Annotated in this window: 30 protein-coding genes, 2 tRNA genes and 2 rRNA genes (1 of these 34 only partly in view); 20 read left to right on the forward strand and 14 right to left on the reverse strand. The window is 42.6% G+C overall.

The annotated features are described in order from the left end of the window. The first annotated feature begins 13 nt into the window (after positions 1-13). The gene (locus tag MHH31_RS02790) at positions 14-1162 is read left to right on the forward strand and encodes a type II asparaginase (RefSeq protein WP_048001236.1); all 1149 of its coding nucleotides are present in this window, start codon (positions 14-16) and stop codon (positions 1160-1162) included. Between the two features lie 34 nt (positions 1163-1196). Here MHH31_RS02790 and MHH31_RS02795 read toward each other — a convergent pair whose 3' ends face one another. From MHH31_RS02795 to MHH31_RS02805, 3 genes are all read right to left on the reverse strand, one after another. Continuing rightward, positions 1197-2090, reverse strand: a complete 894-nt coding sequence (locus MHH31_RS02795) for an alpha/beta hydrolase (protein ID WP_342495254.1) — start codon at positions 2088-2090, stop codon at positions 1197-1199. 56 nt (positions 2091-2146) lie between these two features. Next, positions 2147-2599, reverse strand: a complete 453-nt coding sequence (locus MHH31_RS02800; protein ID WP_019743356.1) for a MarR family transcriptional regulator — start codon at positions 2597-2599, stop codon at positions 2147-2149. A gap of 103 nt (positions 2600-2702) precedes the next feature. Then, entirely contained in the window at positions 2703-2888 is a 186-nt protein-coding gene (locus MHH31_RS02805) for a hypothetical protein (RefSeq protein ID WP_057078399.1), read from the reverse strand. Positions 2889-3026: 138 nt separating this feature from the next. Here MHH31_RS02805 and MHH31_RS02810 point away from each other — a divergent pair, with 138 nt between their 5' ends. Further along, positions 3027-3632 carry a TetR family transcriptional regulator C-terminal domain-containing protein gene (locus MHH31_RS02810; protein WP_342495255.1) on the forward strand — a complete coding sequence of 202 codons (606 nt, stop codon included), beginning with the start codon at positions 3027-3029 and terminating at the stop codon, positions 3630-3632. Between the two features lie 31 nt (positions 3633-3663). Next, a complete protein-coding gene (locus tag MHH31_RS02815) occupies positions 3664-4866 on the forward strand; it encodes an MFS transporter (protein WP_019743353.1) in 1203 nt (400 codons plus the stop codon). Between the two features lie 34 nt (positions 4867-4900). Here MHH31_RS02815 and MHH31_RS02820 read toward each other — a convergent pair whose 3' ends face one another. Then, the gene (locus MHH31_RS02820; RefSeq protein ID WP_146271959.1) at positions 4901-5317 is read right to left on the reverse strand and encodes a hypothetical protein; all 417 of its coding nucleotides are present in this window, start codon (positions 5315-5317) and stop codon (positions 4901-4903) included. Next, positions 5314-5754, reverse strand: a complete 441-nt coding sequence (locus tag MHH31_RS02825) for a LytTR family DNA-binding domain-containing protein (protein ID WP_116307488.1) — start codon at positions 5752-5754, stop codon at positions 5314-5316. The genes MHH31_RS02820 and MHH31_RS02825 overlap by 4 nt, the downstream gene beginning before the upstream one ends. Positions 5755-5915: 161 nt before the next feature. On the opposite strand from MHH31_RS02825, the gene MHH31_RS02830 reads away from it, so the two are divergent. After that, on the forward strand, positions 5916-6704 hold the full coding sequence (locus MHH31_RS02830) for a GNAT family N-acetyltransferase (protein ID WP_336297196.1): 789 nt from the start codon (positions 5916-5918) through the stop codon (positions 6702-6704). On the opposite strand, the gene MHH31_RS02835 is transcribed toward MHH31_RS02830, so the two are convergent. Beyond that, positions 6696-7169: a GNAT family N-acetyltransferase gene (locus tag MHH31_RS02835; RefSeq protein WP_008346715.1), complete on the reverse strand. Its 474-nt coding sequence runs from the start codon at positions 7167-7169 to the stop codon at positions 6696-6698. The two genes, MHH31_RS02830 and MHH31_RS02835, sit on opposite strands and share 9 nt — an antisense overlap. 51 nt (positions 7170-7220) lie before the next feature. On the opposite strand from MHH31_RS02835, the gene MHH31_RS02840 reads away from it, so the two are divergent. After that, positions 7221-7490: a YesK-like family protein gene (locus tag MHH31_RS02840; protein WP_039956342.1), complete on the forward strand. Its 270-nt coding sequence runs from the start codon at positions 7221-7223 to the stop codon at positions 7488-7490. A 12-nt stretch (positions 7491-7502) separates the two neighbouring features. Here the strand turns inward: MHH31_RS02840 and MHH31_RS02845 are convergent, their stop codons facing one another. The 3 genes from MHH31_RS02845 to MHH31_RS02855 all read right to left on the reverse strand — a co-directional run bounded on the left by MHH31_RS02845 (position 7503) and on the right by MHH31_RS02855 (position 9111). After that, the gene (locus MHH31_RS02845; protein ID WP_342495256.1) at positions 7503-8027 is read right to left on the reverse strand and encodes a GNAT family protein; all 525 of its coding nucleotides are present in this window, start codon (positions 8025-8027) and stop codon (positions 7503-7505) included. Further along, positions 8024-8419: a VOC family protein gene (locus tag MHH31_RS02850; RefSeq protein WP_342495257.1), complete on the reverse strand. Its 396-nt coding sequence runs from the start codon at positions 8417-8419 to the stop codon at positions 8024-8026. Before MHH31_RS02850 ends, MHH31_RS02845 begins: the two co-directional genes overlap by 4 nt. 68 nt (positions 8420-8487) lie before the next feature. Further along, positions 8488-9111, reverse strand: coding sequence for a GNAT family N-acetyltransferase (locus MHH31_RS02855; RefSeq protein WP_342495258.1), 624 nt, complete (start codon positions 9109-9111; stop codon positions 8488-8490). A 149-nt stretch (positions 9112-9260) separates the two neighbouring features. On the opposite strand from MHH31_RS02855, the gene MHH31_RS02860 reads away from it, so the two are divergent. From MHH31_RS02860 to MHH31_RS02885, 6 genes are all read left to right on the forward strand, one after another. After that, a complete protein-coding gene (locus MHH31_RS02860; protein ID WP_017366691.1) occupies positions 9261-9824 on the forward strand; it encodes a TetR/AcrR family transcriptional regulator in 564 nt (187 codons plus the stop codon). A gap of 67 nt (positions 9825-9891) precedes the next feature. After that, the gene (locus tag MHH31_RS02865) at positions 9892-10431 is read left to right on the forward strand and encodes a dihydrofolate reductase family protein (RefSeq protein ID WP_017366692.1); all 540 of its coding nucleotides are present in this window, start codon (positions 9892-9894) and stop codon (positions 10429-10431) included. 109 nt (positions 10432-10540) lie between these two features. Next, a complete protein-coding gene (locus MHH31_RS02870; RefSeq protein WP_017358433.1) occupies positions 10541-11014 on the forward strand; it encodes a MarR family transcriptional regulator in 474 nt (157 codons plus the stop codon). Beyond that, positions 10998-11621 (forward strand): nitroreductase family protein, encoded by a 624-nt coding sequence (locus MHH31_RS02875; protein ID WP_017358432.1) that lies wholly within the window; start codon positions 10998-11000, stop codon positions 11619-11621. Before MHH31_RS02870 ends, MHH31_RS02875 begins: the two co-directional genes overlap by 17 nt. A 17-nt stretch (positions 11622-11638) precedes the next feature. Next, positions 11639-12691, forward strand: coding sequence for an LLM class flavin-dependent oxidoreductase (locus tag MHH31_RS02880; RefSeq protein WP_024719164.1), 1053 nt, complete (start codon positions 11639-11641; stop codon positions 12689-12691). A 350-nt stretch (positions 12692-13041) separates the two neighbouring features. Beyond that, complete coding sequence (locus tag MHH31_RS02885) at positions 13042-13335, forward strand: hypothetical protein (protein ID WP_008346693.1); 294 nt, start codon at positions 13042-13044, stop codon at positions 13333-13335. A 43-nt stretch (positions 13336-13378) separates the two neighbouring features. On the opposite strand, the gene MHH31_RS02890 is transcribed toward MHH31_RS02885, so the two are convergent. Further along, entirely contained in the window at positions 13379-13933 is a 555-nt protein-coding gene (locus MHH31_RS02890) for an XRE family transcriptional regulator (protein WP_035390323.1), read from the reverse strand. 115 nt (positions 13934-14048) lie between these two features. Between MHH31_RS02890 and MHH31_RS02895 the strand changes: the two genes are divergently transcribed. Beyond that, complete coding sequence (locus tag MHH31_RS02895; protein WP_035390320.1) at positions 14049-14636, forward strand: LysE family transporter; 588 nt, start codon at positions 14049-14051, stop codon at positions 14634-14636. A gap of 4 nt (positions 14637-14640) precedes the next feature. Here MHH31_RS02895 and MHH31_RS02900 read toward each other — a convergent pair whose 3' ends face one another. Then, positions 14641-15192 carry a GNAT family N-acetyltransferase gene (locus MHH31_RS02900; RefSeq protein ID WP_017358427.1) on the reverse strand — a complete coding sequence of 184 codons (552 nt, stop codon included), beginning with the start codon at positions 15190-15192 and terminating at the stop codon, positions 14641-14643. Between the two features lie 126 nt (positions 15193-15318). Here MHH31_RS02900 and MHH31_RS02905 point away from each other — a divergent pair, with 126 nt between their 5' ends. Together MHH31_RS02905 and MHH31_RS02910 are read left to right on the forward strand one after the other, a co-directional pair. Beyond that, on the forward strand, positions 15319-15504 hold the full coding sequence (locus MHH31_RS02905; RefSeq protein ID WP_008346686.1) for a CsbD family protein: 186 nt from the start codon (positions 15319-15321) through the stop codon (positions 15502-15504). Positions 15505-15657: 153 nt separating this feature from the next. Beyond that, positions 15658-16320, forward strand: coding sequence for an O-methyltransferase (locus MHH31_RS02910; RefSeq protein ID WP_008346684.1), 663 nt, complete (start codon positions 15658-15660; stop codon positions 16318-16320). A gap of 36 nt (positions 16321-16356) precedes the next feature. Here the strand turns inward: MHH31_RS02910 and MHH31_RS02915 are convergent, their stop codons facing one another. Further along, positions 16357-16677 carry an AzlD domain-containing protein gene (locus MHH31_RS02915; RefSeq protein WP_008346681.1) on the reverse strand — a complete coding sequence of 107 codons (321 nt, stop codon included), beginning with the start codon at positions 16675-16677 and terminating at the stop codon, positions 16357-16359. Beyond that, positions 16674-17399, reverse strand: coding sequence for an AzlC family ABC transporter permease (locus MHH31_RS02920; RefSeq protein ID WP_007496390.1), 726 nt, complete (start codon positions 17397-17399; stop codon positions 16674-16676). Before MHH31_RS02920 ends, MHH31_RS02915 begins: the two co-directional genes overlap by 4 nt. Positions 17400-17694: 295 nt before the next feature. Here MHH31_RS02920 and MHH31_RS02925 point away from each other — a divergent pair, with 295 nt between their 5' ends. Together MHH31_RS02925 and MHH31_RS02930 are read left to right on the forward strand one after the other, a co-directional pair. After that, positions 17695-18570, forward strand: a complete 876-nt coding sequence (locus MHH31_RS02925) for a DMT family transporter (protein WP_017358425.1) — start codon at positions 17695-17697, stop codon at positions 18568-18570. 79 nt (positions 18571-18649) lie between these two features. Further along, positions 18650-19669 (forward strand): S66 peptidase family protein, encoded by a 1020-nt coding sequence (locus tag MHH31_RS02930; protein WP_057078391.1) that lies wholly within the window; start codon positions 18650-18652, stop codon positions 19667-19669. Positions 19670-19707: 38 nt separating this feature from the next. Here MHH31_RS02930 and gltP read toward each other — a convergent pair whose 3' ends face one another. Beyond that, the gene (gene gltP, locus MHH31_RS02935) at positions 19708-20958 is read right to left on the reverse strand and encodes a glutamate-aspartate/proton symporter GltP (protein WP_024719154.1); all 1251 of its coding nucleotides are present in this window, start codon (positions 20956-20958) and stop codon (positions 19708-19710) included. 369 nt (positions 20959-21327) lie between these two features. On the opposite strand from gltP, the gene MHH31_RS02940 reads away from it, so the two are divergent. The 4 genes from MHH31_RS02940 to MHH31_RS02955 form a co-directional block, all read left to right on the forward strand. Next, positions 21328-21404 (forward strand) — tRNA-Arg (locus MHH31_RS02940). Positions 21405-21419: 15 nt separating this feature from the next. After that, positions 21420-21493: transfer RNA gene (locus MHH31_RS02945), tRNA-Gly, on the forward strand. A 180-nt stretch (positions 21494-21673) separates the two neighbouring features. Next, positions 21674-23222: ribosomal RNA gene (locus MHH31_RS02950) — 16S ribosomal RNA — on the forward strand. Between the two features lie 182 nt (positions 23223-23404). After that, positions 23405-24493, forward strand: a 23S ribosomal RNA gene (locus MHH31_RS02955); it runs 1842 nt beyond the window's last position. The 16S and 23S rRNA genes sit together here with 2 tRNA genes alongside, the layout of an rRNA operon.

Raw genomic sequence — 24493 nt, forward strand, 5'->3', positions numbered from 1 at the left:
AAGAGATGATCTTATGAACGTAACAAAATGGTTTGGTGCTGCCCTTCTTACTGTTTCACTATTGGTGACCGCAGCTTGTGCGAACGATAGCACTCAAGAGAATAATCAAAGTAATCAAGAAAGCACTACCAGTGAAACAAAAGAAAAAAACACGGCTGTTGAGACAGGGAATAAGTCTTTATCCAATATTAAGGTGCTGGCAACAGGCGGAACGATTGCCGGTAGTTCAGACAGTAATACGGATACGACTGGATATAAATCTGGTGCACTTGGAATCGATAAAGTCATTGCTTCCGTACCACAGCTGAAGGATATTGCAAATGTCACGGGTGAGCAAGTAGCGAACGTCGGCAGTGAAAATGTGGATAACGCTCTTCTTTTAAAATTAGCTAAACGAGTCAATCAGCTTTTAAATGATGATCAAGTGGATGGCATTGTGGTGACACATGGTACAGATACATTAGAAGAAACGGCCTATTTTTTACATTTGGTTGTAAAAAGTGATAAGCCTGTGGTGGTCGTGGGTTCCATGAGGCCGGCATCTGCCATTAGTGCGGATGGCCCGCTTAACCTGTATCATGCAGTGAAAATTGCTTCGACAAAAGAAGCCAAAGGCAAAGGTGTAATGGTGACATTAAATGACCGAATTGCCTCTGCTCGTTTTATTACGAAGACAAATACCACCACAACCGATTCGTTCAAGTCTCTTGAGCAAGGGTACATTGGAGAAGTGGCGGGTGAAGTTGTCTCTTTTTATAACGAACCGACAAGAAAACATACAGCTGACAGCGAATTCGATATTTCAAAGCTAAAAGAGCTGCCGCAAGTGGATATCTTATACGGCTATCAAAATGATCAAAAGTATGTGTATGATGCTGCCGTTAAAGCAGGAGCGAAGGGCATTGTCGTTGCCGCCGCAGGAAATGGAACGATGTCAACAGAAGCGATCAATGGGGCAACAGATGCTGTGAAAAAAGACGTGGTGATTGTGAGGTCAAGCCGTGCAGGAAATGGCATTGTCACACATGAAAAAATGGATGATGAACATCATTTTGTCTCATCGGATTCATTAAATCCACAAAAAGCACGCATTCTACTCATGCTGGCTCTGACGAAAACAAAAGATCCAGATAAAATTCAATCCTATTACGAGCAGTATTAAAAAGAAAAAGACCCGACGTATCATTGGGTCTTTTTTATATGTGTACCTGATGTTCAGCCCGTTTTTTTAAAGAGAGTAAAATGTCTCTCCAAACATCATCTATATCAGTCAGAAAATGTCCTGCTTGCTCGATATAGTGCGTTTTGGCGTTTGGAATGTTGGGAGCCATGCTTTCTATCTCTGCAAAAGGGGCCATCTGATCCTCTTTTCCATGCCAGACATCCACAGGGATTTTTATATCTTTCATATCGAATGCCCATGACCGTGAGAGTAAATCTGGTTCATGAATACATTCATCAACCGATTGACGAGTAGCTTCGTATAAATGCCGCATCATTAGCTCCAGTTGCTCATCGGTTTGAAGAAATTGCCGATCCGATGGATGTAAATGTTTGTTCCCTTTTTTCGTTAGTTTCTTGAATTTCTCTGGTTTCTTTTCAATTAGTTTTTTTTGAGCGCGATAACTTGCCTTTAAGAGCCAAGGCATTCTTTTACTGAGGAAAAAGGCAATCTTGTTCTCCTTTAGCATACTTTTAGGCGGTTTACCATCCTGAAATGGGGTGGTACTTGAGACTAGAGCAGCTGAAAGAATGCGGTCTGGCAATTGATAGGCACAACCAGCAGCGAATGCCCCGCCTCCAGAGACACCAATCACTGAAAAAAGGGAGATGTCAAGATGATCGGCCACTTCCTGTACGTCTTTTGCCCAGTCTAAAATAGTGCGGTTCGGTTGCGGATCAGATAAACCAAAACCAGGTCTGTCTAAAGAAATGAGACGAATGCCAAGCTCTTTTGAGATTGGATCATCATCTAAAAACATCACTCTCGATCCAGGTGTCCCATGAAAAAAGAATACTGGGAATCCTTCAAGATCACCGTATTGAGACAAACCAATATGACGTCCATCTTGCAAATGAATCCTGTCCATTTGATCATCCCCTTCATCGTTTATCTAACTTACATACTCATGCATGAAACGCCGGGTTAAGGCGTTTCTTTCGCAATTTGATAGATCTTTTCGTAAAGCGATAATAATGTTTTTAGATCTTCTTTTGAAAGCTTGGCATAGTATTTTTGAATAAGATGCAGCTGAATTTTTTCAATATCTTTATGATAGTCATGGCCCTTTTGAGCAAAATCAACAATGATTTCTCTACGGTTATGTGGATTAATCTCTCTTTTCACATATCCAAGCTGTTCAAGCTTTGATATGAGCTGGCTAGCGGCACTAGATGAAATGGAGAAATAATCAGCTAGTTCATTGATTGTTCTCGTCTTCGACCGCAGCAATTCAAGTGTCAGTTCTTGTTTGCTTGTTAAATCTGCATACTCATTTTTTAAGAATCGTTGATACTCTTCTACATAGATAGAACCTAGTGCATTTGAGTACTCAATGATTTTTTTGCTGTAATGAATGATATCCTCATCCAATGACATCACCTCTTTTCTCCTATATTATATGCGATCTTAATATTTAAGTGAAGTTAAATGTTAAGAGAAATTAAATAAAAGAGAGATAGACTTGAGGAGAAAATGACTTCTACCTCCACTTTCTCATCAACAATGGACAAAGAATACTTCCTGTCATCCCTAAGCATTCATAAAACATAGTTGGTTTGATTTTAAACAGGTAATAGACCAAGGTGGCAATGAACAGGTCATAAAAGAAAAACAAGTATACGTCCTTTTTGGTGATGGCAAAAATGATCGTTTTGTTTGTTTTCACTTTAGATTCACTCCTTTGGAAGTCGAGGACTTTTTCATTGTATTACGGGCGATCTCCATTTATAATAAAAAAATAAACCAACTGGTCGGTTTTATTTGTCCATGTGAAGAAAAGCAAGGTAGAAGGGATTGTTCATAGATGACAAGTGCACAGAGCGGGGCTGGAAAAAGTGAAAAGACGAAGCAAAAAATTGTCACCGCTTCACGTGATTTATTTGCAAAAAAAGGATATTCTGAAACATCCGTACGAGATATTCTAGAGGCGGCTGAGATTAGTAAAGGCAACCTTTATCATCATTTTAAAGGAAAAGAGTTTTTGTTCCTTCATATTATGGAAGAGGATCATCGATTCATGATGGAGACGTGGCATGAACAGAAACAAATGCTGCGCCGGGCCATTGATAAGCTCGCAGGATTTGCAGAGCTGCTTAGTCAAATGGGGATTAACTATCCTCTAATGAGAGCGAGTGAAGAATTTTGCGCCAGTGCATTTACATCAGATGAAGTCATGGAGCGTCTGAACAAGATTGATGTAGACTTTGATGATGTGATGAGAGACATCCTGCTTGAAGGAAACGAAGATGGCAGCTGGTCGATTCAGCATGTTGAATCAAAAGTGAAAATATTACTTTCTGTATTCTATGGATTAGACGTGTTATATAAAAATGACACGATGCAGCAGAAAAAGGAATTACAAAAAGAGGCGATCTCATTGTTTATTCACGGAATCAACCATCATGAGTAACAAGTGAGTCAGTAAAGGGGAAACAAACATCATGCAAAAACCGATTCGTGAGCAAAAAGCCGTACTTGTTATTTTATTAAGTAATATATTTATTGCGTTTTTAGGTATCGGTCTGATTATACCTGTCATGCCGCTCTTTATGAATGTCATGCATTTAACGGGCAGTACGATGGGATATCTTGTGGCGGCGTTTGCCGTTGCACAGCTTATCGCATCACCTATTGCGGGAAGATGGGTAGACCGATACGGAAGAAAGATCATGATTGTGTCAGGCCTTTTTCTATTTGCGTTATCAGAACTCGTTTTTGGCTTAGGAACACACGTATATGTTCTGTATTTTGCAAGGGTTCTTGGCGGTATTAGTGCAGCATTTATCATGCCGGCTGTCACTGCCTATGTCGCTGATATCACAACCGTTCAAGAAAGATCAAAGGCAATGGGGTATGTATCCGCTGCTATTAGTACCGGATTTATCATCGGCCCGGGAATTGGCGGATTTATTGCAGAATATGGCGTTCGCCTGCCGTTTTTCTTTGCAGCAGGGATTGCATTTATTGCCGTGATTTCGTCTATGTTTATGCTGAAGGAACCATTAACAAAAGAAGAGCGAGAGAAACAAATGGATCAAGTGAAGGATTCGACCTTCTTTAAAGACTTGAAAAAATCAATCCATCCAAGCTATCTCATCGCTTTCATCATTGTGTTTGTGCTGGCGTTTGGACTATCTGCATATGAAACGGTCTTTAGCTTGTTTACAAATCACAAGTTTGGATTTGGTCCGAAGGATATTGCGATTATCATTACCGTCAGTTCAATTGTAGCCGTCATCATCCAAGTACTCGTGTTTGGTAAAATGGTGAATGCGCTTGGGGAGAAACGAGTTATTCAACTATGCTTGATTGTTGGAGCAGTTCTCGCTTTTGTTTCCACGGTCGTGTCAGGCTTTATGGTTGTGCTGATCGTGACGTGTGTGATTTTCCTTGCGTTCGATTTATTGCGCCCTGCACTCACGACCTTCTTATCAAAAATCGCTGGCAATCAGCAAGGATTTGTCGCAGGTATGAACTCTACCTACACAAGCCTTGGTACGATTTTTGGCCCGGCACTTGGCGGCATATTATTCGATCAAAATATTCATTTCCCATTCCTGTTTGCAGGTGTTGTCTTATTTCTTGGGTTAGGCTTAACCCTTATTTGGAAGGGGAAGGCGACAGAAGAGGCATCAGCAGAATAATAGAAAAGAGACCTTTCAAATAAGGTCTCTTTTTTTAAGGCTGCGGCTTCAGGTGATTCAGTGCCTGCGCCATTTTTTGATTTTGCTGCTTTTTGTAAAACAGAAAGGCGATGATATGGCCTACTAATGTGAGAAAGGCAATACCGATAAAATAAGGCATGATCCATTCGAGCAGTGCAGTCGAATATAAAGCGACGGCTCCTACTTGAAATCCTAAATTGACGACAGTGGAGATCAGAATGTTGATGGGTGATGGAAAGGTAAAGTAGTTCCATAGTAAAGGATACATGACCCCAAAGACGATGCCTGCCAGAGTACCGATGGCAATGATGTGCCACACGTAATGAAAAGGGATAGAGGATGACCATTGAGTGATTGACAGGATGAGTGTCAGCCATACGATAGAGACAAAAGCTGTTTGCATAAATTGATGTTTTAGTTCCTTGATCATTTGAATCGCTCCTTTATATATTTGGCGTAATGACGACTGACGGTGTAGCTGTTTTTCGAGATGGTTTCGACCTCTAAGCGAGCGTACGTACCAGCGACAAAGCTGTCGACTTGCGCTAAATTGAGAATGACTGCATTGTTGATACGATAGAAATGTTCACGCTCTAACGACTTCAGATCCTTCAGCCGTTTACTGAGAAAATACGTCGTACCCTGAGTCGTGATCACCTTTGACAGATGTCCAAGCGCAGAGATCGCTTCAATTTGTTCTAATGGTAAAAGAGACTGCCGATCATTTTTTGGATCTTTGACCGTTAGAGATGTACTAGTCTCCAGCATTGATACAATTTTTTGTAAACGTTCTTGATTATGTGGATGGCTGATGACGTCTACTTCCGTCACATCCTTTTCTTGATTCCAGATCAAACGAAATTTCATCCATAAACCTCCTCTCACAATGAGCATAGCAATAGATGAAAGCGAATGCGATTGAATGTTGCTTTGATGCAGAAGAATTCTTTTTGTTGCAAAGATTCACCGCGTATCTACGGCTTTCCTTTATAATGAAAAGATACTCGTTCGTGAATGGAGGAATGATGTTGTATCTTGTAGATCAACAAAGGACAGGAGCGGTGAAAGAGGAAATTCTGCGGATTGATCCTGCCTATCCAGTGTTCGTAGATGCGATACTCGATGGCGTGATACAAGGAGATTTATATGTGGATCACCGAGATCACCCGTGTGTCTATTTTGCTGGGACGACAACCGGCATTTATTATGTCGCAGGCAGGACAGAAGCAGCACTCTCATTATGCTCAACGTTCATTGTGGATGTTTATAAAAAGCAGAAAAGAGATAACAGACGGTTCACTTTGTTTTCAGCAAATCCAGCATCAGATGAGATGATGAAAAAATGCTTCGGTTCCCAACTGAATGAAATGCAAAGACATGCGTATTCTTATGACTTGACCTCTCCTGATCTGATTGTGCCTGATCAAGACGAAATGATCAAACGCACGAATGAACAAGTCATTGCCGCTAGCAAAGTATTCCCATCCAGCTATTATGAAGCATATTGGGGAGGAGTAGATCACTTTTTATCTAATGGCGTCGGAGTTGCCATCTTAAATGGTGAAGACGTGGTCAGTGAATGTATCTCTATTTTTTCAAGTGAAAAACGTGTGGAAATCGATATTTGGACAGATGAAGCCTGCCGTGGAAGAGGGTTGGCTTTGTTAGCAGCTCAGCAAATGATCAGCATCTGTGTTGAAAAAGGGAGGACACCGCATTGGGATTGCGATGTCCATCACGCAACCTCGGCCAAATTGGCAGAGAAGCTAGGTTTTCAGTGGACAAAGACGTATCGCTTATTTTATGCCTCACGCTGAAAAGGTTTTGAGATACCAAGCATCCATGGCAGAATGCTCTGAGCCTTCAATCGGTGCAGGAAGAAGAGAAAAGTCATACCGTTGATAAAGACCAGTAGCGGCTGTTAATTCACTGCGGGTTTCTAAATAACAAGCATCGTAGTATGTAGCGGCATATTGCAGGGCCGTATCCATCAGTTTCTTGCCCGCACCTTTGCCTTGTGCTTTTGGGCTTAAATAAAGCTTTTGCAGCTCGCAAATGCCATCTGTGAAAGGGGCAATGCCAACGCCACCAACAATTTCACCATGTTCTTCGGCAATCCAATAGGCTGCATGAGTCAATGATTGATAGTATTCGAAAAGCTGATCAAGGTGTGGGTCTGTGTAGGCTGTACCTTCAATCGCAAGATTCGCTGATTCTAATGACTGGCGGATAATGGCCGCGATAAAAGGATTGTCCTGCTTTTGAATCGGTCTAATATTCATTGGAAAAACCTCCGTTGTCATAGGATAAAAAAGAAAAGGAGTTGATGCGATATGTTCTGGCTGCAAACCGCTATTTTTACTGTCATTGTGCTCTGTCTCTCATGGTGGGCGGGAAAAAGACGTAGGCATCGCCATGCCAGGCTAATTGTCCCGATATGTATCACTATGTTTGGATTACTCTTATTGATCGGCAGTTTCTTCATTGGCAGATGGGAAGGGATGGCGCTCAGCATATCAAGCGTCTCTATCGTTCTCTCTTCTATCATTTGTTTGATCATCGTTACAGGGGTTCATCTGTTTAAAAAAGATGACCCTTCGTAGGCTGTTACATCTTTATAATTTGATTCTATCGTATTCCTCACGAAGGATGCCCATCATGATGACATCCGAATAAGCACCGTTGAAATAGAGCGCTTGACGTCTTTTTCCTTCATATTGAAATCCGGCTTTCTCATAGCTTCGAAAGGCTCGTGGGTTATGGGAAAAAACTTCAAGCTCAAGCCGATTGAGTTCTAACGTCTCAAAGGCAAATGTTTGAACCATCCGAACAGCCTCAGTGCCATATCCTTTGTGAAAATGCTCTGGACCATGTAGCGCAATGCGGAAACTTGCCGTATGGTTTATCGGATCAATATCCACAATCGCCGCATCCCCGATCATTTCTTTCGTGTCTAGCAGACAAATAGCAAAGTCTCGTCTACTGTCATCCTGCAGAAAACGGGTATAGGCTGAACGAATTTCTTCTAGTGTGAACGTTTTGCGTGTGCCAGTCATATAAAGTGTTTCTGCATGCTGGCATCCCCTATGAATACCAGGATAATCTTTTTCTTCAATCGGTCTCAAGAATAATCGAGTCATGATGGATCAGCCTCCTCTATATATCGGGAGATTTCAATTAAGTTCATATCAGGATCACGGATATAAATGGATTCAATCGGACCTAATGCACCAGAACGTCTGACCGGACCTTCTTCAATTGGAACAACCTGCTTTCGAAGCTGAAGCAATAAACTGTCTATATCTAAATCGGTGATAAAACACAAGTCAGCAGATCCAGGCTGGGGATGAGCAGCTTTTGGTTCAAATTCATGACCCGCTTCATGAAGGTTGATCTTTTGTAAGCCAAAACGAAGGGCTTTACGGCCTTCTCCAAAAGTTTCTTCCTTCATTCCTAATACGTTTGTATAAAAGCGAATGGTTTCCTCCATATGTTGAACAGTCAACACGATATGATCAAGTCGTCGTATCATCAGTCTCTCCTCCAAGTATGATCATTGTTTGAACTGCTTCTATTATATCATCCCTTGAAGAAGATACCTTATTTGATCACGGTTTTATAACTCCAGCTTTCTAGGGACATGTCATCTCCGTGCAGTACTCTCTCATCAAACTCCGTCCACCCATTTTTTCGATAGAAATGACGATTGGCCTCGTTGTGTGTAATCAGTGTGAACAGTCCGCCGCCTTGCCGGGCGATAAAGGGGAAAAGACATTGCTTTAACATACGGCTTCCAAGTTTTTTTCCTTGTTGGTCTTTTGCAACGACAAGAGCTTCTAAATACCAGTAAGGTTTCTTTAAGGAAGAACACGCTTTTTTTGCCTCCTTTAACATACGGAACACATGCTGAATCGCCGATATGCCGCCAGTAAAGAGCAGCTTTAACCCACCTGACAGCACATAATCCATTAGTCCTGGTTCAGGAAGACGCGGATGCTTTAACAAGGCGGCAGACACAATTTTCTCATTCTCAACCCCGACCAAACAGATTTGATGCTGAAAATATACCTTTGTATTGATCAAATGCAGCTGACGGGCGAAAGCAGAACGCTTGGTCACCTTTTCGCATAATAAATCAAAAAATGAATAGTTCTGAAACGAATCATCTAACAACGCTGCCACTTGAGGCAGTTCATCCTCTCTGGCAAGTCTGAAATGAAGCATATGATGGTCCTCCTTTTTTGAACAGATATATATTATTGAACATGTGTCTATTATAATAAGAGGAAAACAAACCGAACATCGGCAATGAATGATCTCGTGTTCATAAATAGACAGGTAAAGCCATATTGTTCAAAAACGGAGGGTGTTTCATGAAGGACAGACGAACAATCAAAACCAAAAAGGCGATACGAGAAAGCTTTCTTGAGCTTTTAATGGAAAAAGATGTTCAACAAATTACAGTATCAGAGCTATCTAGAAGAGCGGATTTAGGAAGAGGGACCTTTTATTTGCACTATCAAGATGTGTTTGATTTGCATGAACAGCTTGAGAAGGAACTATTCGATCAGCTTGGCGGACTATACGATGAATCGTTTCCTAGTCAGGACCCGCTTGATATGCTGTCCTTTTTAAACAAAACAACTGAGTATTTAAAAGAAAAACAATTCATGATGACGTTATTTGTCAAACCGAATAGCCCAACGACGAATCAATTTAAAGCGTTTTTTAAAGAAAAAATCATGAAAGAGTGGCAGCTTGATCAGCGTCAGATTACGGAGCGTGAACAGATTGAGGCCTCTTTTGTCGTATCTGGTGCTGTTGGTGTACTGGAAGAATGGATTCATGAAGGCATGACAATCGAAGCGGCGAAGCTTGCGCACATATTGTACGAGCTTCTCATGAAGGTAGAACAAGAATCGCAAGAAACGAATTGATCATATATCCTTTTTCTATTCTTTCTGTTAAAATGGGAATATATGTTCTTATTCAAGGTGGGGAGTGGTGAGATTGAAAAGGAAATTACTATTTTATGGGGCAATGAGCATTGATGGATATTTAGCAAGGGATGATCACCGTCTAGATTGGCTCATAGGAACAGAGGGCGAAGAGGATACGAGATATGAGGAATTTTATGCATCAGTCGATACGCTGATCATGGGACGGAACACATATGAGCAGGTTCTCAAACTTTCACCTGATGAGTTTCCTTATGAAGACAAGACATGTTATATCGTTTCTCGCACTTTACAAGACAGTCATACAGGAACCCGTATCATTCGTGAAGATGTTCTCTCGTTTATCCACAACTTAAAAAATGAAAAGGGGCAGCATATCTGGATAGTAGGAGGCGGGGAACTGCTTCAAGCATTATTAAAAGAAAGATTAGTCGATGAGCTGTATCTCCAAATCGCACCTGTCATGATTGGAAAAGGAATCCCTCTTTTCCCTCCAACTGAACAGGAATCTAGATTTTCATTACAACAAGTGAATCAATACAAGCAAATTGCTGAAATGCACTTTGTGTTAAAAGAAGATCACTGAATCACAGGGGTCTTTTTTTTAATCAAACAAACACGTTGACAAGAAAATATCCTAGTGTTAGGATAAATTTATCCTAGTTTTAGGATTTATTGAAAAAGGAGTAGTTGCCATGGTGCAGCAAGAACAGGAATTAGACTTAAGGCTTTTCCGAGTATGGATGAAAGCCTATCATGCCCTTTTTGCAAATATCCAAAAAGACATTGAACGTTATGATATCGGATTTGAAAACTTTCAAATTCTTGAATTACTGTATAGTAAGGGACCGCATCCCGTTCAAAAAATTAGTGAGATTCTATCCATTCCAAGTGGGAGCATCACCTATGTGGTCAACAAATTAGAAAAACAAGAATTAGTCAAAAGACAATGTGCACCTTCTGATAAACGTGTATTCCATGTATTACTGACAGATAAAGGGAAGCAGCTATTTGACGATATTTTTCCAAAACATACAGATGTCATTTCACAAAATCTGTCCTTTATCGAAACAGAGGAAAAAGAGCAGCTCATTGAATGGTTGAAAAAAATCGGTTTAGGTGCAAAACAACTTCACGAAAAGGGGAAACAAGATGACACACAGCTTTGATACATTGGTACGTGAAAGACGATCAGCATCAAATTTTTTGCCAAATATCTCGATTTCGAGAGAAGAGCTTAATAGTATCTTTGAAGAAGTGAAGCTGGCACCTTCAGCCTTTAATTTACAGCATACGCAATATGTCGTCGTTCAATCAGAAGCGCTTAAAGAGCAAGTAAGAGATGCTGCATTTGGACAATATAAGGTGCATTCCGCTTCAGCAGCGATCATTGTGCTCGGCGATCCGAAAGCTTATGAGCAAGCAGGAAACATTTATGAAGGCCTAAAAATGCTCGGCATCTTAAATGCGCAACAATATGAGGAAATGGTCAGAGAGACGATGAGTTTTTATGAGCAGAGAGGATCAGACTTTCAGAAAGAAGAGGCGATTCGCAATGCTTCATTATCTGCGATGCTATTTATGCTCGCCGCCAAAAACAAGGGATGGGATACTTGCCCGATGATCGGCTTTGACCCCGAAGCAATGAAAAAAGTGTTAAACATCGAATCAGATTTGGTTCCTGTATTAATGATTACACTCGGAAAAGAAAAAGTAGAGAGCAGACAAGCGAGAGGCTATCGCAAGCCGGTCTCTGAATTTGTGACATATTTATAAGATAGGGGGTTCCATTCATGGAACTAGGAATTAGTACATTTGTAGAAACAACACCTGATTTTCAAACAGGAAAAACAGTCAGCCACGCACAGCGTATTCGTGAAGTAGTAGAAGAAATTATTTTAGCAGATCAAGTGGGTCTCGACGTTTTTGGTGTAGGAGAGCATCATCGTGAAGATTTTGCCGCATCAAATCCAGCAGTCGTATTAGCAGCTGCGGCAACGCAAACAAAGAATATTCGTCTGACAAGTGCCGTAACTGTTCTTTCATCGGCAGATCCTGTTCGTGTGTTTCAAGATTTTGCGACATTAGATGGCCTTTCTAACGGGCGTGCAGAGATCATGGCTGGCCGTGGATCATTTATTGAATCGTTCCCGCTTTTTGGCTATGACTTAGATGATTATGAAGAATTATTTGAAGAAAAACTAGATTTACTGTTGAAATTACAGCAGTCAGAGCGTGTGACGTGGAGCGGTAAGCACCGTCCTTCCATTCAGGATGTCGGCGTATATCCAAGACCTGTTCAAGATCCGCTTCCCATCTGGATTGGCAGTGGAGGAAACAGAGAATCTGTCGTACGTGCTGGATTATTAGGATTACCACTTGTCCTTGCCATTATTGGCGGCAGCCCTAGACAGTTCGCACCGCTAGTGCAGCTCTACAAGCAAGCTGCGATTCACGCTGGACATGACCCTGAGAAATTAACGGTGGCATCCCATTCACATGGATTTGTTGCTGAGGAAACAGAATTGGCAGCAGATCAATTCTTCCCTTCTACACAGCATGTCATGAATACATTAGCAAGAGAACGAGGCTGGGGACCTTATACCCGTTCTACATTCGATGCAGCAAGAACATTAGAAGGTGCATTGTATGTAGGAGATCCAGATGCCGTGGCAGAGAAAGTGATTCATCTGCGAAAAAATGTAGGCATTACGCGCTTCATGCTGCACGTACCGGTCGGTTCGATGCCGCATGATCAAGTGCTGAAAGCTATTGAGTTATTTGGAAAAGAAGTGGCTCCTAAAGTAAGAGAAGAGGTTGCCCGCTGGGAAGCCGAACAAGCATAACAAAAAAGTCGATCAAGGGAATAGGCTTGATCGACTTTTTCTTATGCTTAAGGATCAATAACACATGGTTTCACTGTAGGGCATGAAGCAGCAGAAGCAAATGGTGTGGCCGTCAAGGTGAAGAGGAAAACAAGTTGAAAACAGATAAGCCATTTTTTCATGAAATCACCTCCGTTATCAATTGTTTCACTAGAAACGAGATGAGGATAAAAGCATAGAAGTATGTAACACCCTCTATCCAGCATAAGACAATCATATCATAATTTTCAAAAAAATGAAAAAATAACTTACGAAAGTTCTAAATTATGGTATGGTTAATATGTTCAACAAAAAAAGGGAGGGATTTTTGTATGAAAAAGGTCATAACTTCTGTTTTGGTTGGAGCAATTGTTTTAACGGGTGCGGGTGTCACCGCTGTCCCGGTAGAAGCGAAGGGGAAAGTAAACAGTGAAGTAACGGTACAAGCAAGTCGAACCGTCTCGGAAACGAGAACATATACGACGTCAAACATCCCATCAAGTATTACATATGCAAAGGATGGATGGGTCGGTATTCTCTATCAATCGTCAATTGAAGAGTTAGGTTTAGGAAAATATAGAGTTACCTTTACTGGAACGGTTGTACGCGATCCAGGATTTAATTAAATAAAATGTAAAGCTGACAGGTGGACAAGCCTGTCAGCTTTTTTTAATGGGGATAATAAAGAATCATTTGCATCCGTACCATCTGTTCTCCTGATTGTTTATACTCATGGGCACGGTCAGCTTTAAACCGAATCGAGTCGCCAGCTTGTAATGTGTATTGCTCATCACCGATCGATAAATCAAGTGCTCCCTCAAACACGGTAATCAATTCCTCTGTACCGCCGATATGTTCTTCCGCACTTAACGACCCATGAGGATCAATTTCTACCTGATAGACTTCAAATTTTCTCAGGTCATCAAATGGGAACGTCGTATATACCCGATACCTTCCCTCGTCCTCTGTTAAAACTTGTCCTTCTTCTTTTCGCACAAACTTAATCTCAGGCTGCGGTGCGTAAATAAGTTCACTAAAAGACACCTTCAACCCATTGGCGATTTTCCACAGAGTGGTGATGGTCGGTGTGGATTCTCCTCTTTCGATTTGTCCGATCATCGTTTTACTCACATTTGTTACCTCAGCCATCTTTTCTAGGCTTAATTTCTTTTGCTCTCTTAGCAGTTTTACATTTCTAGCAATAATCGATTGTACATCCTCCATCAAAAAAACTCCTTTCTGCATTTACTTTATAACGACTGAATAGTACAATAAAACGTAATATATACGCAATAAAGACTTTTAAGTCTAAATAACGTATGAAAAAGGAGGTAACAGTTTGATTGTTTCCATGTTGATTTATGCTTTTGTTACCAGCTTTACCCCTGGACCGAATAATATCATGGCGATGGTCTTTACGAATAAATATGGGGTCAAGCAAACATTTCGATTTTGTTTAGGTGTTGGGAGCGGATTTTTGGTCATTTTGTGTTTGAGCGGTTTCTTCAATATGATTCTTTATCAAGTCATGCCGAAAATCGGCTGGGTCATGGCTTTCATCGGAGCCAGTTACATGATCTATTTGGCTGTCAAAATCATGAAAAGTAAAGGCGGAGATGACGAAACACTAGACCGCTATAATCATTTTATCCCGGGGATGCTGCTGCAATTTATTAATCCGAAAGCCATCTTGTATGGATTAACCGTCATTTCCACTTTTGTTCTGCCGTATGGACAGTCCAATATGCAATACATGTTGTTGACACTGATTCTTGCCATCATCGGTTTTTTAGGCACATTTAGCTGGAGTTTATTTGGCTCTGTATTCAAGCGGTTTTTAACTCTTTATCAGCGGCCGTTCCAGTTCGTCATGGGGCTTCTGCTTATCTATAGTGCGATTTCGATGATCTGGGGATATGTCATGTAAGCGGTCAGGAGACTGGTCGCTGCCTGCCCATCACAACCGTATCATAATACATGCCGTCCGCCAGTCGTTTATCTTTTTTTAGCAAGCCTTCAATCTCAAAGCCATAGTGTTCATATAAACGAATGGCTTTTTGATTGGTTTCCATTACTTGAAGTGACATCTTTTGAATGCCTTGCTGATCTGCCCAGTCGATCGATGCAGCTAAGAGTTCTTTCCCGATGTGATAGCCCCAAGCGGCCTTCTGTACGGCGACGCCAAACGTTACTTTGTGAGCAGAGCGCTTAAGAGAATGCCCTTCGCATCTTGAAAAACCGACAATGTCTCCTTCAATATCTGCAACTAAAAAGAGATGACGGCATTCCTTGGAATCCTCTTGAATCAACGCCTCGAACCCTTTCTCATCAATAAAAGCTTCACCCGGTTCGCGATCTAAATATTCGGTTTCACCATCGATTTTCAGTCTGAGAGCTGATAACTGTTTGGCATCTGCTAATGCAGCAGAGCGAATACGATAGGTCACACCACGTACAGTGAACATACTTTCAGAAATGATCATTGAACAGACCACCAACCTTTCATTCGACTATGTCTATCATACCTGAAACGCACACACAGCACACTCAGATGTTTTGTCATGTGCAAAAAGGCTAAATAAACAGTATCAAACGTGGAGGTGGAACAAATGAGTGAACAAAATGGACATATGGATAAAGCGAAAGGAAAAACAAATCAAGTCAAAGGTCAAGTGAAAGAAAAACTGGGCGAAGCGACAGATCATGAAAACCTGAAAGCAGAAGGAAAGAAAGATCAAGTAAAAGGAAAGCTTCAAGATAAAAAAGGTGACGTGAAAAATAAGCTGAATCAGTAGTTTGCGCATACTTACAAGTACTCGCCCCATGTATCCATCATCCCATTCCTTTCATCAATAAAATGAATAGGTGTGTGAAAAGAATTGATTATAAATTCTCGCTTCCGTCATGTAGACTTTAAATAGAAGACATGAACAAGGGAGATGGATGACTTGGAGCAAGTATGGGGGAAAGTTGACGAGTATATCAAAGACAAATTGATGGCTAAAGATGACGTATTGGAGCAAACTCTTATCAAGAATAAGCAAGCCGGATTACCAGAAATAGATGTGTCGCCGGCCCAAGGGAAACTGCTTTATTTGTTAGCAAAAACCAAGGGTGCAAAGCGCATTTTAGAAATCGGTACACTTGGCGGTTATAGTACCATTTGGCTTGCCCGTGCACTTGAAGCGGATGGAGAACTCATGACATTAGAGGCTGTCAGTCATCATGCAGAAACAGCACAGCAAAACATAGACAGAGCAGGCCTAGCAGAACGTGTCACCATTTTACAAGGAAAAGCGTTAGATACTTTATCTCAGTTAAAAGAGCAGGATACGCTCCCGTTCGATTTGATTTTCATTGATGCAGACAAACCAAACAACCCGCAATATCTGAAGTGGGCGTTACACTTCTCAAAAAAGGGAACAGTCATTATTGCAGACAATGTGGTCAGAAATGGAGCAGTTCTTCATGCCTCTGATCAAGATGAGCGAGTGAAGGGAACTCGTGAATTCTTCGATTTACTCAAACAAGAGTCGAGAATTGAGGCAACCGCTATTCAAACTGTTGGCGAAAAAGGCTATGACGGCTTTGTATACGGTATCGTAAAATGAAAAAAAGCTTAACCGCATCCGGTTAAGCTTTTTCTATTAGAAAAACCATCTAGCTGTGCCCATCAGCATGACGCCTACTAGAACGGTGAGGGACAAGCTTTTTGTCCAAACAGCGATTAACACAGTTGGAACCAAGACAGCAAGATACATCCAGTGAATGGTGACGCCTGCTGTAGTATGTATGAATAGATGCTCTGCAATCAAAGCAGTAAATATACAAATGGGGATAAATGATAACCATTTGAGCACCACTTCTGGCATCTGGATACTCCTTACAAATAAAAATGGAACGACTCTTGGGATGATGGTCACAATCATACAGCCAAGAATGAGCCATAACATAAAACTGCTAATCATTTATCTGTCACCACCCCAATAGTGGCAACAAGCACAGTTGCCAACAAAACAGCCACGTGTGAAGGAACAAAATGAAGCAGCACAAACATCGCAACAAACATATATAAAACAAGTGACAAGCGATGGGTGAGCTTATTTTTTGGCACCGTCTGTAAAGAAAGAATGAGCAGCGCAGCAAACATCGCGGATAGGGCAAAATCAAGACCAAGCGCCTCTGGATTTGAAATCCAGTGTCCGAATATTCCGCCAAGTGTACACGCAGCAATCCAGCATAAATAAGCTGTAATGTTCAGTCCATGCATCCATCTGTTATTCAATTTTCCTTGCTGTGCTAATTTATTCATCGCTACGCCAAAGGATTCATCAGTAAGCAGAAGACCAAATCCGATGTTCTGCTTTACAGAGTAGCGTGTAAAATGGGGGGCAAGCGTAAGGCTGAGTAACAAATGCCGTAAATTGACAATGAACGTGGTGAAAATAATAGCGGAAAGAGGGCTTCCTGTCACAAGTAATGCACAGATGATAAACTGTGAAGCGCCAGCATAAATAAAGATAGATAACAGCGCGATTTCCCATATACTTAACTGCGAACTAATGCCAACAATTCCAAAGGCAAACCCAATGCTCATATAACCAAGCAAGGTTGGCACACAATCTTTTATTCCCTCAAGAAACGGTTCGTTTCCGGCAGTGGGAATGTGTTTCCTAGCTTCAACATCCAAATACCTCTACTCCTTTTCTATGTAAACATCAATTGTTTTACTTACTATAAGAAAACGAATTCATCATGTCAATCCTATTGAACTTCTATTATATGAAGAAACATGGCGATAAAAAGGATTGAAGTGAACCAGATTTTGTTATAAAGTAATCAGAAAATAAACACAATTGGGGTGACTGATATGCAATGGAAGCCTTTATTTGAACATGATGTACCAAATCACCTCCGTCCATAACGGAGAGTGATCTCCGTTTGTGGATATCGCAGTGAATATATCCAGTAACGGAGGGGAAAAAATGAATGGAAAATATATAGGAGCCCTCTACTTAGCGTTAGCTGCTAGTATTTGGGGCGGTATGTATGTAGTGGTCAAAGTAACAGTTGCGGTTGTCCCGCCACTTGAGCTCGTCTGGATGAGATATGCAGTAGCTGGAGTCGTTCTTGTGTTCACGATTTGGCGTTTGGGCTACTCTTTTCGGTTAGACAAAAAGGATATCCCGCTGATTGTGTCGATTGGATTGATTGGCAACTTTCTTTCGATCGTGACCCAAGAAATTGGCACAATGTATACGTCTGCACAAATGGGTGCCGTCATCACATCGGCCACACCTGCTTTTATGGTGCTTTTCGCTTTCTTTCTATTAAAAGAATCTTTCACAATGAGAAAGTGTGTCTCCATTCTGCTTGCTACAGTAGGTGTGCTGACGATGATTGGGCCTGTCGCTGTTCAAACGGATGAGTTTGTTGGTGGTCTTTCACTGGTTATTGCTGCATTAACATGGGCACTCATGTCTGTTCTTTTGAAACGAGTTCCAGGAAAGTATCCTCAAGTAGTGACGACAACATATGCGATCATTGTGGCCTTTATCGTATTAACACCACCTGTCTTGTTTCGTTTGCCTCATCTGGATGTGCATCAAATGGCAAGACCGGAAATATGGGGCGGCATTCTGTATCTAGGTATCATCTCAACGGCCCTTGCTTTCTTTTTGTGGAATAGAGGGCTTCAACTGATGGACGCTTCAAGCGGTGGTCTGTTTTTCTTCTTTCAACCAATCGTTGGTACGGTCCTTGGATGGCTGCTTCTAGGTGAAGAGATGGGCTTACGTTCGTTTGTTGGGATTTTGTGTATTTTCGCAGGTGTATATACTGTCCTGCGTCAGAGAGAGTAAGACGAGATTCCCCTTGAAGAAGGGGAATTTTCTTTACAATGAATAGATGAGAGATTCATAGAAGGTGGAGGTGAGCAGGATGATCCAGTATCCATTTTTGCAAAAAGGACAAACGATTGGGGTGACAGCACCGTCCTCAGGTGTACAACCCTCTTTGCATGAGATGTTTCAACTGTCTTGCGATCGGATGAAAAAAAGAGGCTATGAAGTCATATGTGGAGAGACAGTATGGCAGCAGGAAAAAGCGAAATCAGCCCCTGCAATCAAGCGAGCAAATGAGTTACAGTGGATGATGACTTGTCATGAGATTGACCACATCATCCCGCCATGGGGCGGACAGCTGCTTATTGAAGTGTTAGAGCATCTTGATTTCTCAGTGATGCAAAAAAAGTGGATTCTTGGTTACTCAGATACAAGTCTCCTTCTATTAGCTTTGACATTAAACACAGGCATTGCGACAGCGCATGGACCGAACCTTGTGGATCTTCAGGGGGAAGAGCTTGATCAGGTGACGGCTATGTGGGAACAAATACTTTCCACTCCAGAGAAAAAGGACGTTACTCAATTTTCTTCTGATATGTATCAAAAGGAATGGCAGTATGACCATCCAAGTATACATGTCTTTCATTTAACCGAACCAACCGCATGGCGTACTGTTGATCACTTAGAGACGACGATGAAGGGAAGACTGATGGGTGGCTGTATTGATGTGATCCGGCACTTAGCTGGCACGCCTTTTGGAGATGTCAAAGCTTTTCAAGAAACATACCTGAAAGGTGAACCCATTCTATGGTATTTTGAAAACTGTGAATTAAATGCTGCGAGCATGAAGAGGTCTCTTGTTCAATTAAAACTAGCAGGCTGGTTTGATCATTGCTCTGGCATCATGTTTGGCAGGAGTGCAGTGGACACTCCTGTGGAAGGATATGAATATACGGATCTATATGAAGAATTGCATAAGGAATTACAAATACCGATTGTTTACGATATTGATTGTGGACACGTACCGCCTCAAATGACCCTCATTAACGGAGCATATGCGGAGGTGCAGTTGCAACAAGAAGGTAAAGCCGTGCTGAAGCAGACATTTTTGCCATGAAAAAAGGAAAGGGCGACCCCTTTCCTTCATAAATAACATTACATTCCTTTTGTTTCTTCACCTGCTTTTGGAACTTCCCATGCAGACTCTCGGAATACTTTTTCCCATTTAGAAACGACAATACAGGCAACCGCATGTCCAGGAACATTCACGCCTGTTCGAGCCATATCCATAATCCGGTCAACCCCGGCGATAATAGCGACACCTTCTGCTGGCAGACCTACTGCATGAGCTGTTGCCAAAAGAACGACAAGTGACCCAGACGGGACAGCTGCAATGCCTTTGCTTGTTAAAACAAGGACAAGCATCATGAGGAGCTGCTGTGATAAACTCATATCGACACCAAACGCTTGTGCAAGAAACACACAGGAAACCGATAAATATAAACTTGAACCATCGCAATTAAGAGAAAGACCTGACGGGATGACGAAGGAAACGATTCTTTTTGGACAGCCGTATTTCTCCATCCGTGACATGAGCTGTGGAAGAACAGTTTCTGTACTTGTAGTAGAAAAGGCAACCAAAAACAAATCCCAAATCATTTTCAACACTTCGAAGTAGTTAAAACGGAAGATCAGTGCGACAAGAGGGAACAAAACAAATAGAATAATAAACAATCCTAAGAAGACAGTGCCAACAAGTTTCATCATAGGAATGAGTAAAACAATGCCGTATTGTCCGACAGAAGCTGCCATTAATGCTAAAACTCCAATAGGAGCTGTCACCATGACCATTTGTGTGAGCTTAAACATAATTTGTGCTACTGATTCAAAGAAGGTAAGGACAGGAGCGGAAGCTTTCCCAATGCCGCTTGCGGCTACACCGAATAAAATAGCGAAGAAAATCACTGCTAGTAAATCATTCTGAGCCATGACATCGATGATATTGGTTGGAATGATGTCTAAAACCATCTGTTTAAAATCGACGACCTTTTGAGTATAACCATCGAGTTCCCCAATATCTTTCTTAGCTAATTGAGAGAAATCGAGTCCAACGCCTGGCTTTAACACGTTGGCCAATAAAAGCCCGATTCCAAGAACGATGGTCGTAATGACTTCAAACCAAATGATTGTCTTTAATCCGAGACTGCCCATTTTCTTCATTCCACCGCTGCCAGCTGCGCCGATGACAATCGTAGAGAAAACAATAGGGACTACAATCATTTTAATCAATCGGATAAAGCCATCCCCAATGGGCCGCAGTGCCATTCCGAAATCAGGGAAGAAGTGGCCGATAAGAGCTCCTATCACCAAAGCGATCATGATTTGAAAAGCGACAAACTTTTTCATCATCTCCTACCTCCTTTAAATGCATGGAAAATATTAAGAATTTTCCAATAAATAAAAATTCTAGGTGACCATGTTTTGTCCTCCTTTGGATTTAGAAAGATTTTATTTAAGAATCATTAGAATTATGAAGAAAGAAATGAAAATAGGGCGATTGAAACTCTATTTATCTAACAAAAGAGCACTTCTTAAAAAACATTAAACTTTTTTAGAAAAATGTATTGACCCTTTTGTATGATCCATGGTATATTTTTATTCGTCGCTGATGACGCATCTGAAACACTGATGCTCAGACAGATACGACAAACAAACTTTAAAAAGATGTTGACTTAATAAAAACGATATGTTAAGATAATTAAGTCGCCTGATTAAGCGCCCGTAGCTCAATTGGATAGAGCGTTTGACTACGGATCAAAAGGTTAGGGGTTCGACTCCTCTCGGGCGCGCCAATAACATTTAACCACGCGGGTGTAGTTTAGTGGTAAAACCTCAGCCTTCCAAGCTGATGTCGTGAGTTCGATTCTCATCACCCGCTCCATTTTTAAAAAAATGATCTTTGAAAACTAAACAAGACAAAACGTACCTGTTAATTCGAGTTTTTATAAAAAATCCTATGATATATCATAGGTAGTCAGTCAAACGCTGACGAGGCAGGAAATGATCACATGCTAAGTTCGCTACATCGTGTAGCAACGCATGTGTGATATGCATCCTGCATACCTCGGAGAGTTTGATCCTGGCTCAGGACGAACGCTGGCGGCGTGCCTAATACATGCAAGTCGAGCGGACAGAAGGGAGCTTGCTCCCGGATGTTAGCGGCGGACGGGTGAGTAACACGTGGGTAACCTGCCTGTAAGACTGGGATAACTCCGGGAAACCGGAGCTAATACCGGATAGTTCCTTGAACCGCATGGTTCAAGGATGAAAGACGGTTTCGGCTGTCACTTACAGATGGACCCGCGGCGCATTAGCTAGTTGGTGAGGTAACGGCTCACCAAGGCGACGATGCGTAGCCGACCTGAGAGGGTGATCGGCCACACTGGGACTGAGACACGGCCCAGACTCCTACGGGAGGCAGCAGTAGGGAATCTTCCGCAATGGACGAAAGTCTGACGGAGCAACGCCGCGTGAGTGATGAAGGTTTTCGGATCGTAAAGCTCTGTTGTTAGGGAAGAACAAGTGCAAGAGTAACTGCTTGCACCTTGACGGTACCTAACCAGAAAGCCACGGCTAACTACGTGCCAGCAGCCGCGGTAATACGTAGGTGGCAAGCGTTGTCCGGAATTATTGGGCGTAAAGGGCTCGCAGGCGGTTTCTTAAGTCTGATGTGAAAGCCCCCGGCTCAACCGGGGAGGGTCATTGGAAACTGGGAAACTTGAGTGCAGAAGAGGAGAGTGGAATTCCACGTGTAGCGGTGAAATGCGTAGAGATGTGGAGGAACACCAGTGGCGAAGGCGACTCTCTGGTCTGTAACTGACGCTGAGGAGCGAAAGCGTGGGGAGCGAACAGGATTAGATACCCTGGTAGTCCACGCCGTAAACGATGAGTGCTAAGTGTTAGGGGGTTTCCGCCCCTTAGTGCTGCAGCTAACGCATTAAGCACTCCGCCTGGGGAGTACGGTCGCAAGACTGAAACTCAAAGGAATTGACGGGGGCCCGCACAAGCGGTGGAGCATGTGGTTTAATTCGAAGCAACGCGAAGAACCTTACCAGGTCTTGACATCCTCTGACAACCCTAGAGATAGGGCTTTCCCTTCGGGGACAGAGTGACAGGTGGTGCATGGTTGTCGTCAGCTCGTGTCGTGAGATGTTGGGTTAAGTCCCGCAACGAGCGCAACCCTTGATCTTAGTTGCCAGCATTCAGTTGGGCACTCTAAGGTGACTGCCGGTGACAAACCGGAGGAAGGTGGGGATGACGTCAAATCATCATGCCCCTTATGACCTGGGCTACACACGTGCTACAATGGACAGAACAAAGGGCTGCGAGACCGCAAGGTTTAGCCAATCCCACAAATCTGTTCTCAGTTCGGATCGCAGTCTGCAACTCGACTGCGTGAAGCTGGAATCGCTAGTAATCGCGGATCAGCATGCCGCGGTGAATACGTTCCCGGGCCTTGTACACACCGCCCGTCACACCACGAGAGTTTGCAACACCCGAAGTCGGTGAGGTAACCTTTATGGAGCCAGCCGCCGAAGGTGGGGCAGATGATTGGGGTGAAGTCGTAACAAGGTAGCCGTATCGGAAGGTGCGGCTGGATCACCTCCTTTCTAAGGATATATGGAGCAGCGTACGTTTTTCGTCTTGTTTAGTTTTGAAGGATCATTCCTTCAAACATGTCTCTAGCGAGACAGGATTGTTCTTTGAAAACTAGATAACAATAAGTAATACATTCACATTGAATGCAATGCAAAGTTCATCACACATAGTGATTCTTTCTAAAGTAAGAAATGGTTAAGTTAGAAAGGGCGCACGGTGGATGCCTTGGCACTAGGAGCCGATGAAGGACGGGACGAACACCGATATGCTTCGGGGAGCTGTAAGCAAGCTTTGATCCGGAGATTTCCGAATGGGGAAACCCACTGCTCGTAATGGAGTAGTATCCATACTTGAATACATAGAGTATGAGAAGGCATACCCGGGGAACTGAAACATCTAAGTACCCGGAGGAAGAGAAAGCAAATGCGATTCCCTGAGTAGCGGCGAGCGAAACGGGAACAGCCCAAACCAAGAGGCTTGCCTCTTGGGGTTGTAGGACACTCTATACGGAGTTACAAAGGAACGATATAAGCGAAGAGGTCTGGAAAGGCCCGCCAAAGAAGGTAACAGCCCTGTAACTGAAATGTTGTTCTCTCCAGAGTGGATCCTGAGTACGGCGGAACACGTGAAATTCCGTCGGAATCCGGGAGGACCATCTCCCAAGGCTAAATACTCCCTAGTGACCGATAGTGAACCAGTACCGTGAGGGAAAGGTGAAAAGCACCCCGGAAGGGGAGTGAAATAGATCCTGAAACCGTGTGCCTACAAGTAGTCAGAGCCCGTTAACGGGTGATGGCGTGCCTTTTGTAGAATGAACCGGCGAGTTACGATCCCGTGCAAGGTTAAGCAGAAGATGCGGAGCCGCAGCGAAAGCGAGTCTGAATAGGGCGCATGAGTACGTGGTCGTAGACCCGAAACCAGGTGATCTACCCATGTCCAGGGTGAAGTTCAGGTAACACTGAATGGAGGCCCGAACCCACGCACGTTGAAAAGTGCGGGGATGAGGTGTGGGTAGGGGTGAAATGCCAATCGAACCTGGAGATAGCTGGTTCTCTCCGAAATAGCTTTAGGGCTAGCCTCAAGGTAAGAGTCTCGGAGGTAGAGCACTGATTGGACTAGGGGCCCCTACCGGGTTACCGAATTCAGTCAAACTCCGAATGCCGATGACTTATCCTTGGGAGTCAGACTGCGAGTGATAAGATCCGTAGTCGAAAGGGAAACAGCCCAGACCGCCAGCTAAGGTCCCAAAGTATACGTTAAGTGGAAAAGGATGTGGAGTTGC

Origin of the sequence: Bacillus sp. FSL K6-1033 (assembly GCF_038630765.1) — a bacterium.
Taxonomy (GTDB): Bacteria; Bacillota; Bacilli; order Bacillales; family Bacillaceae; genus Bacillus; species Bacillus altitudinis.